This is a genomic window from Amycolatopsis sp. QT-25, assembly GCF_029369745.1.
GTDB lineage: Bacteria > Actinomycetota > Actinomycetes > Mycobacteriales > Pseudonocardiaceae > Amycolatopsis.
Genome location: NZ_CP120210.1, coordinates 676,636 through 691,994, shown reverse-complemented (window position 1 = coordinate 691,994; position 15,359 = coordinate 676,636). Strand labels below are relative to the sequence as shown.

The 15,359-nt window shown below is 68.7% G+C and carries 15 protein-coding genes; 4 read left to right on the top strand and 11 right to left on the bottom strand.

Going from position 1 to position 15,359, the window contains the following annotated elements:
• Positions 1-72: 72 nt before the first annotated feature.
• Complete coding sequence (locus P3102_RS03480; RefSeq protein WP_276366456.1) at positions 73-897, top strand: alpha/beta hydrolase; 825 nt, start codon at positions 73-75, stop codon at positions 895-897.
• A gap of 106 nt (positions 898-1,003) precedes the next feature.
• Here P3102_RS03480 and P3102_RS03475 read toward each other — a convergent pair whose 3' ends face one another.
• From P3102_RS03475 to P3102_RS03455, 5 genes are all read right to left on the bottom strand, one after another.
• Positions 1,004-1,540 (bottom strand): hypothetical protein, encoded by a 537-nt coding sequence (locus tag P3102_RS03475; RefSeq protein WP_276366454.1) that lies wholly within the window; start codon positions 1,538-1,540, stop codon positions 1,004-1,006.
• Between the two features lie 28 nt (positions 1,541-1,568).
• Positions 1,569-3,980, bottom strand: coding sequence for a hypothetical protein (locus P3102_RS03470; RefSeq protein WP_276366453.1), 2,412 nt, complete (start codon positions 3,978-3,980; stop codon positions 1,569-1,571).
• On the bottom strand, positions 3,980-4,294 hold the full coding sequence (locus P3102_RS03465) for a hypothetical protein (protein WP_276366451.1): 315 nt from the start codon (positions 4,292-4,294) through the stop codon (positions 3,980-3,982). Before P3102_RS03465 ends, P3102_RS03470 begins: the two co-directional genes overlap by 1 nt.
• 138 nt (positions 4,295-4,432) lie before the next feature.
• Positions 4,433-4,738, bottom strand: coding sequence for an acyl carrier protein (locus P3102_RS03460; RefSeq protein WP_276366450.1), 306 nt, complete (start codon positions 4,736-4,738; stop codon positions 4,433-4,435).
• Complete coding sequence (locus tag P3102_RS03455; protein ID WP_276366448.1) at positions 4,728-6,422, bottom strand: fatty acyl-AMP ligase; 1,695 nt, start codon at positions 6,420-6,422, stop codon at positions 4,728-4,730. The genes P3102_RS03460 and P3102_RS03455 overlap by 11 nt, the downstream gene beginning before the upstream one ends.
• Positions 6,423-6,461: 39 nt before the next feature.
• On the opposite strand from P3102_RS03455, the gene P3102_RS03450 reads away from it, so the two are divergent.
• Entirely contained in the window at positions 6,462-7,394 is a 933-nt protein-coding gene (locus tag P3102_RS03450) for a cytochrome P450 (RefSeq protein ID WP_276366447.1), read from the top strand.
• Positions 7,395-7,398: 4 nt separating this feature from the next.
• On the opposite strand, the gene P3102_RS03445 is transcribed toward P3102_RS03450, so the two are convergent.
• The 6 genes from P3102_RS03445 to rplM all read right to left on the bottom strand — a co-directional run bounded on the left by P3102_RS03445 (position 7,399) and on the right by rplM (position 13,374).
• Complete coding sequence (locus tag P3102_RS03445) at positions 7,399-7,872, bottom strand: hypothetical protein (RefSeq protein WP_276366445.1); 474 nt, start codon at positions 7,870-7,872, stop codon at positions 7,399-7,401.
• A 29-nt stretch (positions 7,873-7,901) separates the two neighbouring features.
• Complete coding sequence (locus P3102_RS03440; RefSeq protein WP_276366444.1) at positions 7,902-10,394, bottom strand: hypothetical protein; 2,493 nt, start codon at positions 10,392-10,394, stop codon at positions 7,902-7,904.
• Positions 10,391-10,702, bottom strand: a complete 312-nt coding sequence (locus P3102_RS03435; protein ID WP_276366443.1) for a hypothetical protein — start codon at positions 10,700-10,702, stop codon at positions 10,391-10,393. The genes P3102_RS03440 and P3102_RS03435 overlap by 4 nt, the downstream gene beginning before the upstream one ends.
• 136 nt (positions 10,703-10,838) lie before the next feature.
• Entirely contained in the window at positions 10,839-12,173 is a 1,335-nt protein-coding gene (gene glmM, locus P3102_RS03430; RefSeq protein WP_276366441.1) for a phosphoglucosamine mutase, read from the bottom strand.
• 230 nt (positions 12,174-12,403) lie between these two features.
• Positions 12,404-12,907: a 30S ribosomal protein S9 gene (gene rpsI, locus P3102_RS03425; protein WP_276366440.1), complete on the bottom strand. Its 504-nt coding sequence runs from the start codon at positions 12,905-12,907 to the stop codon at positions 12,404-12,406.
• 14 nt (positions 12,908-12,921) lie between these two features.
• Positions 12,922-13,374, bottom strand: a complete 453-nt coding sequence (gene rplM, locus P3102_RS03420; RefSeq protein ID WP_005166833.1) for a 50S ribosomal protein L13 — start codon at positions 13,372-13,374, stop codon at positions 12,922-12,924.
• A 277-nt stretch (positions 13,375-13,651) separates the two neighbouring features.
• Between rplM and P3102_RS03415 the strand changes: the two genes are divergently transcribed.
• Positions 13,652-14,542, top strand: a complete 891-nt coding sequence (locus P3102_RS03415) for a hypothetical protein (protein WP_276366438.1) — start codon at positions 13,652-13,654, stop codon at positions 14,540-14,542.
• A 3-nt stretch (positions 14,543-14,545) separates the two neighbouring features.
• Positions 14,546-15,280: a DUF4333 domain-containing protein gene (locus tag P3102_RS03410; protein WP_276366437.1), complete on the top strand. Its 735-nt coding sequence runs from the start codon at positions 14,546-14,548 to the stop codon at positions 15,278-15,280.
• Positions 15,281-15,359 lie beyond the last annotated feature (79 nt).

Genomic DNA, 15,359 nt, shown 5'->3' with positions numbered 1-15,359 from the left:
TTCAGCGGGCTAAACGCGATGCGCGGGGCGGCGCGCGGGCCGGACGGGGGTGCGGGCAGTAAGGTCACGGGCATGGCCAGCAAGCCCAAGCAGCTGCTCGCGGAGCTGTCTCACCCAGGTCCGCACGAGGTGCTGCGCGGCAACCTCGCCCTGGTCGGACTCCCCGGTGTCGTGTTCACCCCCCGTACCGGGCTCGGTCTGCCCGCGATCGCGTTCGGGCACGGCTGGTTGCAGCCGACCGGGAGCTACCGGCACCTGCTCCGGCACCTCGCGAGCTGGGGCATCGTCGCGGCGGCCCCGGCCACCCAGCGCGGGCCGCTGCCTTCGCACCGGCTGCTGGCCGGCGATCTGCTCACCACGCTCGACTTGATCACGACGGTCCGCCTCGGGCCGGACGGCATCAGCGTCGACCCGGCGAAGCTCGGCTTGGCGGGACACTCGACGGGCGGCGGTTCGGCGGTGCTCGCCGCCGGACAGGCCGCCGAGAACGACGATCGGCCCGAGATTCGCGCCGTCGCGACCATCACCCCCGCGCAGACCCTGCCGCCGGCCACCGTGTCGGCCCGGTCGGTGACCGCGCCCGGTCTGCATCTCGCGGCGGGCGAAGACCTGGTCGCGCCGCCGGTCGGGCACGCCGAGGCCATCGCGGACGCGTGGGGCGGGCCGGTGCAGCTGCGGAGGCTCGGGAAGTCGTCGCACCTCGGCGTCACCGAGGGCAGGCATTGGAGCCAGCTGCTGTTGCACGGGAAGCCGCACCGCAGGACCCAGCAGCTGACGAGGGCGCTGTTCACCGCGTTCTTCCTCACGCATCTGACGGGGACGGCGAAGTACCAGCCCCTGCTGGACGCCGACGTCAAACGCGCCCCGATCGACGCCCAGGACGAACCCGCCGCCTGACCCGCTCCGGAGCGCGTTTAGCCCCCTAAACGCGCTCTGGCGCCGCAGGGGCGAGGTGGGCAAAACAAAGGGCCCGGCTCTGATGAGCCGGGCCCTGAACTGTCGCTCAGTCGACCATCCACGAGTTGTTCGAGAAGTCGTCGTCGTCGAACCCCTTGTCGTCGCGCGCGTGGCGGCCTCGACGACGCGCGGGTGTCCCGGGCGCTTCGGGCGCCGCGGCGCCCGGTGCGGGCGACGGCGCCGGTACCGAGGGCGGGACGTCCACCGTCGCCGGGATCCCGGGCACCCCCGGCGCGACTGGAGGAGGCGGCGGCAGCGGCGCCGGGGTGTCGGGCCGGGCGCCGAACTCGGCGAACCGGGCGTGCGGCTTGTCGTCGTCCTCGATGTCGAAGCCGATCATGTGGCTGCGGTCGGCGGTCGTCTTGCCGGTCAGCCAGCCGCCCGCCTCCTTGCTCCGCTTCCCCAGCTCCTGCATGTGGGCCGCGTACTTGTCGTGGACGGCGGCGTCCTTCTGCATGGTTTCCATCGCCTGGGCCTTGGCGTCGGCGAGATGCCGCTCCCGCAGCCCGCGCTGCTCCAACTGCTCCGTGATGGCGGCGTCCTGCCTGGACATGGCGGCCGCCAGCCGGTCGACAGCGCTCATCGGTCCTCCCTCGTTCCCCGGCTACCGATCATCGCTCGTAACTGATCGAACGGTCGCCACCCTCGTCGTCGAGCGAGCCGCTGATCCGGCCGCCCGCGCCACTGGTCTCGAAAATGCCACCTTCGACGCGATATTGGCTCGACCCGCGTTGCGTGTCACCCCCACCACCACCGGCCGCGCCGCCCATGGCACCCATTCCGCCCATCATGCCGCCCATTCCGGCGGGCGAGCTGCCGGCAGCCGCACCCGCACCCGCGGGCGCCGGGTCCATCCCGCCGGGAGCCACCCCGAGACCGGCGTCGGCCCCGGCCGGCTGCGCGCCGCCCCCGGTCTGAATGCCCGCTTCGAGCGAACCGGCTTCGTTCAGCGAAGCCGCCGCACCGCCGTCGATGGCGCCACCGAGCGCGCCCTCGAAGCCGCCGCCGCCTCCACCGCCACTGGCGGCAGGCACGGTGCCATCGCCACCGGCACCCGAAGCACCCCCGCCGGTCTCCGCGGCGGTCCCTTCCCCGCCGACACCGGCACCGACTTCGACGCCGCCCGGAGCGCTGAAGCCACCACCACCGGCAGGCGCGATGCCATCGGCCGGGGCGGGCATCGGCTGGACGTCTTCGACCTTGCCGGGCTGCGGATTGCCGGGATTCCGGTCGTCGAGACCGTTCTTGAGGTCATCGGTATCGAGGACGTCGCCGGGCTTGAGTTCCTTCTTCTCGCCCTTTTCGTCGAGGGTGTACGTGGTCGGCTCACCCTTGCCGTCGTCGACGGTCACCACGGTCGGGCCGTTCGGCCCCTGCGGCTGTTCGGCGGTGATCTTGAGGTTGCCGTCCTGGATGTGGATCTTGCCGTCCGGGCCGGGCCGGTAGACGCCGTCGGCGCCGGGTTCGCCTTCCTTGACCGCGCCCTTGGGCCCGAACTCGCCGTCCTTGCCCTCTTCGCCGGGCTTACCGTCCTTGGCGTCCTTGCCTTCTTCACCCTTCGGGTCGCCGAAGTCGAGCTTGTAGTCCTTCTCGTTGCCCTTGCCGTCGTCGACCTTGATGTCCATTTTGCCGTCTTTATCCGGCTCGGACATCTCAATCTTGTTGTCGCCCTTTTGGACGGTCATGGTGTCCTGACCGTCGACGCCGTCCTTGATCGCCTCACCCGTCGCCGGGTCGATCGGGTACGGCTTGCCGGTCTCGGGATCCAGCTCGAGCGGCTTGCCGGTCACCGGGTTCGTGCCCTCGGCGGGCTTGTCTTCCGGTTTCGGCGCCTCGGGAACCGAAGCGGCGGGCGGCGTGCTGGCACCGCCCCCGCTGCCGCTTCCACCACCACTCCCGCTTCCACCGCCGGTGCCGCCGCCGTTGTTTCCACCACCGTTGTTTCCGCCGCCGTTGTCGTTGCCCTTGCCCTTGCCGTCGTCGACGGGCGGCTTCTCGGCTCCGGGCGCGGGGAACGGGTTCGTGTAGTCCTCCATGAACCGCGAAAGCTCGTGATACTGCGTGTTGATCGTGTCGGTCGCGTTCTTGCAGAGCTTCTTGAAGTTTTCGTACCGTTCGCCGAACTCAGTGGCGAACGAACCCTTCAGCCACTGTTTCGCGGCCCCGATCGCGTATTCCTTGTTCTCGTCGTTCAAATTGCAATCGTCGTGACGCAGCCGTTCGGCGAGATTGTTGCCAGGGCACGCGGAGTCGAGCCAGTACGCGACGTCCATGAGCTTCTCTTTGGAATCGACCTTGCCGTTCGCGATTTCGACAACCTGCTTCGCGATGTACAACGGCGCCGTGGCGACCTTGTCGACGCGGAGCTTCAGCGTTTCGTCGACCTTCAGCTTGAGCGCACTGTAGATCTTGTCGATGGTCGACGGCACCAGTTTGATGACGCCGTCCATCTGCGCGATGAGTTCTTGGGCGTCCGGCTGAATCCGCTGCTCGTATTTGACCTTCGCGGCCGTCGCGCCCTGTCCCTTCCAATCGTGGAAGAGCGTGGTCAGCGCCGAAGTCGCGTCGGTCCTGGTCTGCTCGACGGCCTTCTTGGCGTCGCCGAGATCCTCGACCTCGTCGAACATCTTCTGGAAATTGATTTCCCGGTTCTCGTGGAACCGGTCCCAGATGTCGGTCTTGTAATTGATGTCGGACGGCTTGTCCGGCATCTTGTTCCAGACCTGGTCGGACCATTCGGAGAAGAAGTCCAGCGCAGGCTTCGCGAGATCGAGCACCTGGTCGGATTTGGTCGTCGAACCACCCCCCGCCGGGCGAGCCAACGAATCGAGGTCCTTGTCCGCCTTTTCGGCGGCGGCCTTCTGCTTCTTGTCCCCGGCCGCGTTCGAATCACGCTCGGCGACGGCCTTCTTGTACGCTTCTTCCTGATTGACGAACGGGTTCAGCAGCGCGTCTTTGGTGCCCTGCGTGATGTAGGGGTCGTTCAGGATTTCCGTGATCTGGGCGGGCGTCGGTTTACTCATTACTGCGCTCCCGCCTTGTTGGCAGCCGCGGCGTTCGCCTGGTCGGAAGAGGTGTAGCGGGTCGACGCGGTGCTGACCCCGCCGGCGAGCTGGGTGAGCTGGCCCGCGTAGCCCTTCATCGCGTCGGAAATGGCGAGAATTCCGGTGGCGTAGCCCTTTTGGTAGTCCTTGTGCACCCGGCCGAAGTCCGCGGGCTGAACCTGGGTCGGCCCCACCTTCCCTGCTTCGGACGTCGTGTTCTCAGCCGCGCGCTCCAACGACGTCGACGCCGTGAGCATCGCCTCTGAATCGGCTTTGTAGCCCCCGTCCGGCATGACCGGTGCCCCCTTCGTCCCGCTGTATTCGCCTCGTTGTCCTACCTACGACGCACGCCGGTGGCCTCAGGTGCCGTCGCATATGCACACAGAATGTACCCATCGGTCATCGAGACCGCAGGAACATTCACACCTTTGCTAACTCAAACGATTTCGGCGCAAGAAGCCTGGTAGGCCGCGTTTTCGCGGTTTCGCGCCCGCCTCGACGGCCTCGGCGAGAACGGTCGCCGCGCCCCGGATGTCGACCAGGCGATCCAGCTCGTCGAGGTCGAGGTCCACACCGAACTCCACCTCGACCGTCGCCAGGAGCCGGACGCGGCGCCGGGAATCGACGCCCATCTCCGCGAAGGGCGTGTTCTCGTCGATGGTGTCCGGATCGACGTCGAAGGTCTCGCAGACGAGGGCCTTGATCTCGTCGACGTACTCGCTCGCGTCAGCTGCCATGGGGGGATTCTGTCCCATCCGACGTCCAGTACCGCGTTCTGGCCGCGGAACGCGCGACCTTGCCGCTGGAGGTCCGCGGCAATCCGCCGGGTTTCACCAGGAAGAAGGCCCGGAGACGCACGTCGTGCCGCTCGGCGACGGCGCGGGTGGCGGCCCGCGCGATCTCGGATTCGTCGAAGTCGGAAGCCTTCCGGGCGCGCTCGGCGACCACGACGACGCCTTCGCCTTCGTCACCGTCGACCGAGAAGGCGGCGACCCGTTCCGGCCCGAGGACGGGGTGGGCGGCGGCGACCGTCTCTTCGATGTCGTGCGGGCTGTGGTTGCGGCCGTCGATGATGATCAGATCCTTCAGGCGGCCGGTCACGGAAAGCCTGCCGTCCCGGATCGTGCCGAGGTCGCCGGTGCGGAGCCAGCCGCCTTCCCCGTCGAGTTCGGCGTCGAACACCTCGGCGGTCAGCTCCGGACGCCGCCAGTACCCGGCCGCCACGTTGGGCCCCTTGACCCAGATCTCCCCCGTCGCGCCCAGGTCGACTTTAGCGGGCAAAACGTGATCCGACAGGGCGACGACGCGGACCCGCTGCCCCCGTGGCCAGCCGATCTCCACGACCTCGCGGCCGTCCACTTCGGTCACCACCGGGCCCTGGGAATCACCGCTGGCCACGTAGACGGTCGCCTCGGCCAAACCGTAGGACGGCCGGAACGCGCCCCTCGGGAAGCCGTGGGGCTCGTACGCCGCGAGGAACTCCCGGACGGTCGCCGCCCGGACCGGTTCGCTGCCGCTGAGCGCGACCGACACGGTCGAGAGGTCGTACTCGGCGCGGTTCGCCTCGGGCACGGCCTCGGTCACCAGGTCGTACGCGAAGTTCGGGGCCGCCGTGAGCGTGTTCGGGTACGCCGACATCAGCAGCAGCCAGCGTTCCGGGCGCCAGATGAACTCCAGCGGCGCGATGAACACCGTCCGGCCGCCGGCGTGCATCGTCCCGGCGAGCAGTTGCGCCAGCCCCATGTCGTGGAAGAACGGGATCCAGCCGACGCACGTCGTGTGCTCGCCGACGTCGTAGGCGTCGCAGATCTGCCAGCAAGCGGCCGACAGCGCCCGATGCGTGATGACCACTCCGGCCGGTGCCCGCGTCGTGCCGGAGGTGTACTGCAGGTAGGCGGGGTCCTCGGGGGAAACCGGCGACGGCAGGGATCGGTCCGCCGGATCCAGCGGCAGGGTGTCGACGGCGACGATCTCGCGTGGTGCCGGAACCCGCTCGGCCTCGGCGAACTCCGTCAGCCGTCCGACCAGCGCTTCGGACGTGAGCCAGATGTCGGCGTCGCAGTCATCGAGTACTCCGACGAGTCGCTCGCGGTGGGCGCGGACGTCCGGAGCGGACAGCGGCACCGCCACGGCGCCGGCGTACAGCGCGCCGAAGAACGCGACGACGTAAGAGAGGTCCTGCCGCGCCGTGATCGCGACCCGGTCTCCCGGCTGGATCAGCTCACGCAGCTTCGCCGCGACTGCGCGGACGTGGACGAGGAGCTCGGCCCAGGTCAGCGTGTCCTCGACGGGTTCGTGCCGGTTCGAGCAGTCGAGATGCGTGTACGCCGGGCGCTCGACCTCGGCGCGCTCGAGTAGACGGCGTACGAGCGGGGTCCGCAACACTTCGTCGGGCACTTCTGCGGACAGTTTCGAGGGCACTGGCACATCCTCCGGCCGCGGCATGGGCATCATACGAGCGTGGACGACTTCTTCGTGCTGGACGATCCGGCGGACCGCGTCAAGGCGCTGCGCGACCGCGAACTCAGCTCGAACCCCGGCGGCGCCGCCGCCGAGACCCCGAACCTCCTGCTGATGGACGGCGCGGACCACCGGCGGCTGCGCGCGGTCGTCAAGGAGGTCATCGCCCTGGTGGAGCCCCTGCCGGACGCCGTGCTCGCCGACCTCCGGATCGCGGTTAGCCCGCTAAAGTCGCTTTCGCGCTTCGACCTGGTGGCCGATTTCGCCAGGCCGGCGGCGGCCAGGGTGACGGAGGCGGTGCTCGGCACGGTCGAGCCACTCGGCGAGAAGCTGCTGACGAATCTCTCGGAGACCGCCGCGAACCTGGACGTGTGGTCGGGCGGGCCCGCCGGAGCCGACACCGCCGCGCTCAGGGTCGCGATGTTCTTCCTCAAGGCGACGGCCGTCGAAGGCGGCGGGCTGGCGTTGCTCCGCGAAGCGCACGAAGCGGGCCGGATCACCGAAGACGAGCTGATGATCACGCCCGTGATGCTCGCCCACGCGGCGTTCGAGAACTCCATGAACTTCCTCGCCCTCGCCGCCCTTGAAACGCTACGCCGCCCAGACGTCCTCGACGACGTACGCGGCCTGATCCACGAAATCGCCCCGACCCGCTTCGCCGCGCGCCGCGTGATCGCGCCGTTCTCCTTGGCGGGCAAGGACTTGGCCGCCGGGGACAAACTGGCCATCCCCCTTGGCCCCGACGCCGAACTCGCGTTCGGCCTCGGACGGCACACCTGTCCCGGTTCGCGAGTCGCGATCGCCGAGGGCGAAGTGGCGCTTCGCGCCCTTGCCGAGATCCTGACTCCCGACCACGTCGCCGAAGACGTGCGATACAAGGAGCACGCCGTCTTCCACGGCGTCGAGCGGGCCATCGTGGCGCTGCGGACCTGAGAACTCAGGTCGCCAGCCAGTCGGTGTCGGCGAAATCGTCGTCGTCACCACGTGCGGCCGCCCGCCGATGCCGCCCGGCCGGCCGCTCCTCGGCGACCGGGGCCAGAGGCGGCGGGGGTCCCTGCGGTGCGGGAGGAGCCGGCCGGTACGCGCTCGGCGGCTCGTCGGCCGTCCGGTACCCGGCGCGGCGTTCGTTCTCGGCCTCGTCCTCTTCGAACCCGAAGTCGCCGTCGTCCTCGGCCTTCTCACCCAGCGTCGCCTCGGTCGCCCAGCCACCCGCGGCCTTGGCCTTGCGGTTGCGCTCCTGCAACCGGACGATGACGCCGCCCTGGGTCTTCGACTGCTTGTCGAACTTCTCCTTGGCCTCGGCGAGCGCCTCTTCACGGCGCTTGTCGAGCAGAGCCATCCTGGCGGAGTTCTCGCTCTCCAGACCCGCCAATCTGCTCTTCATCGCGGCAAGCGCGTCCTCGGAACCCACGATCAGTCCTTCCTCGCCGATGCCGGCCGCTAACGGAATCCGATGACGCCGTCGTCGTCGAGCGAACCGCTGATCCGGCTGCTCGACGTCGCGGTGTCGAAGAGCCCGCCGTCGACGCGGTAACCACTCGAGGTGCGCTGTTGGTCCTCGCCACCGCTGCCGCCCGCTCCGGCACCACCCAGCATGCCGCCGCCCATCATGCCCATCCCGCCCATGACCGCGGCGGACTGATCGCCGTTCCCGCCCGGCGCCGAGCCGAGGCCCGAGGTCGAGGGCGTGGCCGCGCCGCCACCGGCACCCGAGGGGTCGGAGGTCTCGCCGAGGCCGTCGTCACCCATGGGGTTGCCCAGCGACTGCGGTGACGTCGAGTCCGAAGCCGCCGCGGGCGTGGTCTGCTCGGTGGCGGCGGCCGGGACTTCGACCGCGCCGGAGGCCGGAACCTCGGATGTCCGCGCGCCGTGGGCAACCGATTCCACCGGTCCGGAAGCGGTCTGCGCGACCGCGTGTTCCCTCGCCACCGCTTCCACCGGCTGACCGGGAACCTGTTCGGCGACGTGTTCGCCGCCGGGCATCACGGCGTCCGGACGAATGTTCGCCTCGGAGGCGCCACCGGCCGTTTTCGCCGTAGGGCTCTCTCCACCCAAGGTGTACGTCGTCGGCTCGCCACTGCCGTCGTCGACCGTCACCCGAGTGGGCCCGTCAGGACCGTCCGGCCGCTCGGCGGTGATCTTGAGATCGCCGTCTTCGATGTGGATCTTGCCGTCCGGGCCGGGTTCGAACACCTGGTCATCGGTATGCGGAGCGTCCGGCCGTTGCGCGGTGTCGCGGTGGATCGCGCCGCCCGCCGCGTCGGCGCCGGGGCCACGGTTCGGGGTGCCGTCCGGCAAGGGCCGCGGGTCACCGAAGTCGAGCTTGTAGTCCTTCGCGTGTCCCGTGCCGTCATCGACCGAGATCCCCATTTTGCCGTCCTTGCCGGGCTCGGCCATGGAGATCTTGTGATCGCCCTGCTCGACGGTGACACTTTCCGGGCTCTCTGGCTTCACGGCCTCGCCGGTGCGCGGATCGATCGGGTACGCCTCGCCGGTATCCGGATCGACTTCGAGCGGCTTGTCCGTGATCGGGTTGATGTTCGGGTCCGGAGGGGTCGGCGGTGCTGGTGGGGCCGGTGGGGCCGGGGGCTTCGTGTCGCCGATCGGCGTCGTGTCGCCGCCTGCGCCGCTTCCGGGGCCGGGGCCGCCGGTACGACCGCCGCCGTCGTCCGATCCCGCACCGGTCTTGAACCCACCGTCCGAAGTCCCGGCCGCCGCGTCGAGATCGGCGAACGGGTTCTCTTCGAGCTGGCTGAAGAAGTCGGTCAGGCCTTGCCAAGCCCCGGCGACCGCGGCGTGGGTGTTGCCGCACATGGTTTTGAAGTCGGTCAGGTATTGCGAGTAGAAAGTGTTGAAAGTCCCCGACAGGTAGCTTTTGACCTGTCCGATGATGTGCTTGGTCGTCTCTTCGTCGAGGTCGCAGTCGTCGTCGTCGATCAGGTCGCGCGATTGCTGGTCGAGGAACTTCGAACAGTGCTTGAAATCGTCCTGGCTGGCGTTGTCACCGAGCTCCGCGATGCGGATGATCCGGTCCAGATCCTGCGCGGTCACCTCGCCGAGCCGGTCGCACGACGCCTTGATCATCCAGTCGGCCTTGTCGCGGCAGAACTTCGCGACCGAACCGGCCGCCGTCGTCATCGCGACGGCCGCGTGCTCCGCGGCGTCGGAGACGACCTTCGTCTTGGCCTCGTAGTTCTGCTGGTAGGTCCGCGCCTGGTCCGCGGCGGCGCCCTCCCAGCCGCCGAGGTTCTTCTTCATCTCACCGGAAACATCACCGGAGGAGGCCGCGACCGCTTCCTTCAGCTTGGTGAACTCCTCGGCACCGGCCGCGAACTTGCCGAACGGGATCTTCCGCTGCTGGTCGTACAACTCGCGCAACTGGTCGATGTCGGCGGGAGCACCGGAACGCACCGCCGCCACCGAGCGGTTGTAGAGCGGAACGAAGATCTCGATGTTCCGGAACGACGGCTTGCCGAAATCCAGGATCTGATCCGAAGTTTCCGCCGCGGGATTGGTCGCACTCGCCTTGGCGGCCATCTGGTCGAGACCCGTCCTGGCGTCGGCATTGGCCTTTTGATTCGCCTGCCTGCCCTCTTCGGCGAGCTTGTCGACGTAGCCCTTCGCGTTGCCGTAAGCGACTTGGACGCTGTCTTCCAGGCTGTTGATCACCTGGACGTCGGACAGCATCCCGCCCCAGAAGTTGTTCCCGTTGAGATCGCCTTCGCTGATCTTCATCTGCGCCTTTACGGCGTCACGGAAACCGTTCTTGTCCTCGTCGCCGGCGAAGCCGACCTCGTCGGGGTCTTCGTCCTCGATGTAGTCGATGTACTGCAGTGCGAGATCACGCCGGACGTCCCACGGGATCCGCTCGTCGTTGATGATCTGTTCGACCTCGGCACGGGTCGGGAGGTCGTCTTCTTCCCGGGCGGTCATCGGCCGGTCGCCTTCACGGACTGGCTCGTCTCGGCCTCGTTGGCCTCGTACTTGCCCCCTGAAGCGTCGAGCTTCTGCGCGAACAGGTCAGCGGCCTTGAGGTAGCTGTCGGCCATGTTGGCCAGCCGCGTGACGGCCGGCCGATACGGGCCGTAGCTCTCCTGGTGCCCTTGCCCGAAGTCCATCGCGACCAGCTGGATGTCCTTGACCGCGGCCAACGGCTGCGCCAAGGCGTGCTTCGGAATGTCGCGCAGTGCCTTGGCCGCCTGTGTCAACGCCTGCGGATCGACCTGGTGACCGCCTGCCATGTCTCCCCCTCATCCTGGGCAACGATCTGCTGCGGAGATCAGACGTGGCCCAAGCCCTCCCGGTGCCGCTCCTTGCCCACGGAATGTACCGGGCCGGTAACTCGCGCGCAGCGACTTGGGAAGAACGCGAGAGGACTTACGAGGCAGAAGAGACGACTCCCGCGAGCCTGTCCGCGGCCGCCTGTGCGGTGTCGTGCGCGGGGGCCTCGACCATGACGCGGACCAGCTGCTCGGTGCCCGACGGGCGCAGCAGGACACGGCCTTCTTCGCCGAGTTCGGCCTCGACGGCGCCGACGGCGTCACGGACCGCGGCCGAGACGGCGACCGCCGCCTTGTCCGCCACCGGGACGTTCACCAGCACCTGCGGCAGGCGGTTCATGACGGCGGCGAGCTCGGCGAGCGACTTGCCGGTGGACGCCATGCGGCTCATCACCCGCAGCGCGGTGAGGAGACCGTCGCCGGTGGTCGCGTAGGCGGGAAGGACGACGTGGCCGGACTGCTCACCACCGAGTGCGAACCCGCTCGCGCGCAGCTTCTCGAGCACATAACGGTCGCCGACGGCGGTGGTGACGAGGTCGATGCCGTGCGCGCGCATCGCCAGGTGCAGGCCGAGGTTGCTCATCACGGTCGCGACCAGGGTGTTCTTGGTCAGCTCACCGGTCTCGGCGAGAGCGAGCGCGAGGACGGCCATGATCTGGTCGCCGTCGATGAGTTCCCCCGCGGCGTCCACGGCGACACAGCGGTCGGCGTCACCGTCGTGCGCGATCCCGAGGTCGGCGCCGTGCTCGACGACGGCCGCGCGCAACGCGTCCGGGTGATTCGACCCACAGTGCTCGTTGATGTTCACGCCATCGGGGTCGGCGTGGATCGCGACGACCTCGGCGCCGGCCTTGCGGTAGACCTCTGGAGCGGCGAAGGAGGACGCGCCGTTGGCGCAGTCGACGACGACACGCAGACCCGCGAGCGGGTGCGGGGTGGCCGACAGCAGGTGCTGGATGTAGCGGTCACCCGCGTCCGCGACGTCCTTGACGCGGCCGACGCCGATGCCGGTCGGACGGGTGACGGGAGCGGCGAGACCGGCTTCGATCTCGTCCTCGATCCCGTCGGGGAGCTTGTGCCCGCCCGCCGCGAAGAGCTTGATGCCGTTGTCGGGCATGGGGTTGTGGGAGGCGGAGATCATCACGCCGAGATCCGCTTCGAGCGCGCCGACCAGGTACGCGACCGCGGGCGTCGGGAGGACGCCGAGGCGGAGCACGTCGGCACCGGCGGACGTGAGGCCCGCCACGACGGCGGCCTCGAGCATCTCGCCGCTGGCACGCGGGTCACGGCCGACGACGGCGACCGGACGGTGCGAACGGTCGTGGGCCGCGAGGACGCGAGCGGCACTGGCGGCGAGCGAGAGCGCCAGCTCCGGGGTCAGCTCCTCGTTGGCGAGGCCACGTACGCCGTCGGTACCGAATAGACGAGCCATCTGTCGACCTCCTTGAAAAACCACCACGACAACCTAGCCAGTACCCCCGGTTTCGCCTTTAGCGGGCTAAACGCGACGCGCGGAGCGCGTTTAGCCCGCTAAAGGCGAACGCGTGGGGCACGTGGGACTGCTGTGACAACGGGTCCTCGGGCCTGCCCGAACCCCGGAAACACGGAAGCGCCCATCCGAGAGACGGATGGGCGCTTCCGCGGGTTGCGCCAGAGGCGCGATCAGCGCTTGCTGTACTGCGGAGCCTTACGGGCCTTCTTGAGGCCGTACTTCTTCCGCTCCGTGGCGCGGGCGTCACGGGTCAGGAAGCCGGCCTTCTTCAGGGCCGGGCGGTCGTCGGCGTCGACCTCGACGAGCGCGCGGGCGATCGCGAGACGGAGCGCACCGGCCTGGCCCGAGATCCCGCCACCGTGCAGGTTGGCGAAGATGTCGAACGAGTCGGGCTTGTCGACCGTCACCAGCGGCTCACGGATGAGCTGCTGGTGCACCTTGTTCGGGAAGTACTCTTCGAGCGTGCGGCCGTTGAGCTTGAACTCACCGGAGCCGGGGACGACGCGAACCCGGACGACGGCCTCCTTGCGGCGGCCGACGGTCTGGGCGTTGCCACCGGCGGCACGCGACGGGCGCGGGGTGGCCGGGGTCTCGCTGGTCGCGACGGCCTCGCCGACAACGGGGGTCTCCGTGGTCGCGACGGCTTCGGTCGCGGTCTCCTCGGTGCTGGTCACAGACTGTTCCTCACTCACTGCGCGACCTGCGCGATCTTGGTGATCTCGCGCGCCTGCGGCTGCTGCGCGGCGTGCGGGTGCTCGGCGCCGGCGTAGACCTTGAGCTTCTTCGCCTGGGCGCGGCCGAGCTTGTTCTTCGGGAGCATGCCCTTGACGACCTTCTCGAGCAGGTGCTCGGGCTTGGTGTCGAGCAGTTCACCGAAGGAGCGCTTACGCAGACCGCCGGGGTAACCGCTGTGCCGGTACGCGAACTTCTGCTCGCGCTTGTTACCGGTGAGCGCGACCTTCTCGGCGTTGACGATGATGACGAAGTCACCGGTGTCCACGTGCGGAGCGTAGGTCGGCTTGTGCTTGCCGCGCAGCAGCGTGGCGACCTCGGTCGCGAGCCGGCCGAGCACGACATCCTCGGCGTCGATCACGTGCCAGGCACGAGTGACGTCGCCGGGCTTGGGGCTGTACGTGGGCAAGGGTCTACCTCGTCGTCAACATTGCGTGTGGGTTCTGTGCGGGCCTAGCGCTTACGCGCCGCAGCGCACAACGACATATGAAGATACCCCCACGCCCGACCCTACTGCGAAGCGGGGGTCGGTCCGGGGTCCCATACTAGGACCGGCGCCCGGCGGGCGCCCGGCAACTGTACCCCGCCGGTGTGGCGGAACCGCCCACGGCATCGTCCTTCGCGGGAGAGGATGAGACGATCCGGACGCGCACCACGCGCGGGGGACTCGATCCAGGGGAACGGCGATGAACAAACGTCCAACGACCATCTTGTGTGTGCTGAGCGCCGTACTGGTGCTCACCACCGCCTGCGGCCAGGGGCGCGCGGGCACGGCCGTGCCGAAGGGCGACGACGCGGCGACCTACGTCGGCACGAAGTTCGAAACGGCGATGAACAAGCTGCAGGACACCATCGGCGACCAGCGCGACGTCACCAGCGAGTCGGGTGCCTACTTCCGCTTCGACGAGAAGTACATCCGCAGCACGATCTCCTCGGCCCGCACCGGCTCCCCGGAGGGCCGGGTCAGCCGTCAACGCTCGCAGAAGAACCCGGACGACAGCATCGACTGGTACACCCCGGCCGACGGGGCCGTCGAATACGTGTACCTCGGCCCCGTCTACAAGAGCCTCGCCCCGACGCCGTGGGTCTCGATGCCGAAGTCGGAGGCCGGGCTGACCATCCCCTGCGCCTGGGTCGGGATCATCACCGCCTGCAAGATGGCCGACGCGATCGCCGTGGCCTACAACGCGGACAAGAAAATCGTGAAGGGTGCGAAAAGCCTTCCGGAGAACCGGATCGAGTTGACCGCCGACGTCCCGTTCGGGAAGTTCATGGAACGACGGGTGGAGATCCTCCCGCCGACGATCAGCGGGGCGATCACGGGTGACATGAAGAAGGCCCCGGTCCGGACCACCGTCTCCCTCAACCCGGACGGGACGCTGAACCAGATCGTGATGGACGCCAAGATCGAGGGTGGCGGGCACAAGATCGAGCTGCGCTACGACTTTCGCTTCACCGGCAAAGCGAGCACGCAGGATCTGCCGAAGCTGCCGGACGCCTCGCAGATCACCGTGCTGCCGGACAAGGCGGCCAAAGACGATTTCAACCGCCGGTTCAACGAGTTGAAAGGCGTCTGAGCCATGACCGATCAGCAGCCGCAACAGCCGCAGCAGTGGTGGCAGCCGCCGGCGAATCCCGGGAACCAGCACGAGGGCTGGCAGCAGGACGGCCAGGCGACCGGACCGCATCCGGGGCAGTGGCAGCAGAACGACCCCCATGCCGCGACCACCGGTTCCTACACCGGGCAGTGGCAACAGCAGCCCGGCGTCACCGGCTCGTTTTCCGGGCCCTGGCAACAGAACCCCGCGCCCGCACCGGGCACGGCGTGGCAGCAACCGCCGCAGCAGCCCGCACCGCAGCAACAGGGTTGGCAGACACCGCACCAGGCGCCTGGCACTCCCCAGCAGGGGCAGTACGGCGGCGGCTTCCAGCCCGCCCAGCAGGCACAGCCGTCGCAGTACGGCGGGCTCGGCGCTTTCGGCGCGGAGCCCGAGAAGCCCAAGATTTCCAAGAAAACCTTGCTGATCGGCGGGATCGCGGCGGCCGTCGTGATCGCGGGCGGCGTGGGGGCTTGGCTGCTCGGCGTGTTCGCGGGCGACACGCTCGACGAGAAATCGGTGCAGGACGGCGTCGTCCGCGTCCTCAACGAGCACTACGGGGAGCCGGACGTGAAGAACGTGACGTGTCCTTCCGGCCAACCGGTGGAGAACGGGACCACGTTCGACTGCTCGATCGCTCTTTCGGGGCAGCAGAAGAAGGTCACCGTCCGGGTGCTGAACACCACCCCGGAATTCGAGGTCGGCGCGCCGCACTGACCTACTCCGACACGAAAGCCGCGACGGGGTCCGTCGCGGCTTTCCTTTGCCACAAACGAAACGGCGGGCTCGGCATCCG

Bases quoted from the DNA above. Each gene is read 5' to 3' on its own strand.
- P3102_RS03480 (WP_276366456.1), top strand. From the start codon at position 73: ATGGCCAGCAAGCCCAAGCAGCTGCTCGCGGAGCTGTCTCACCCAGGT.
- P3102_RS03475 (WP_276366454.1), bottom strand. From the start codon at position 1,540: ATGAGCGCTGTCGACCGGCTGGCGGCCGCCATGTCCAGGCAGGACGCC.
- P3102_RS03470 (WP_276366453.1), bottom strand. From the start codon at position 3,980: ATGAGTAAACCGACGCCCGCCCAGATCACGGAAATCCTGAACGACCCC.
- P3102_RS03465 (WP_276366451.1), bottom strand. From the start codon at position 4,294: ATGCCGGACGGGGGCTACAAAGCCGATTCAGAGGCGATGCTCACGGCG.
- P3102_RS03460 (WP_276366450.1), bottom strand. From the start codon at position 4,738: ATGGCAGCTGACGCGAGCGAGTACGTCGACGAGATCAAGGCCCTCGTC.
- P3102_RS03440 (WP_276366444.1), bottom strand. From the start codon at position 10,394: ATGACCGCCCGGGAAGAAGACGACCTCCCGACCCGTGCCGAGGTCGAA.
- P3102_RS03435 (WP_276366443.1), bottom strand. From the start codon at position 10,702: ATGGCAGGCGGTCACCAGGTCGATCCGCAGGCGTTGACACAGGCGGCC.
- glmM (WP_276366441.1), bottom strand. From the start codon at position 12,173: ATGGCTCGTCTATTCGGTACCGACGGCGTACGTGGCCTCGCCAACGAG.
- P3102_RS03415 (WP_276366438.1), top strand. From the start codon at position 13,652: ATGAACAAACGTCCAACGACCATCTTGTGTGTGCTGAGCGCCGTACTG.
- P3102_RS03410 (WP_276366437.1), top strand. From the start codon at position 14,546: ATGACCGATCAGCAGCCGCAACAGCCGCAGCAGTGGTGGCAGCCGCCG.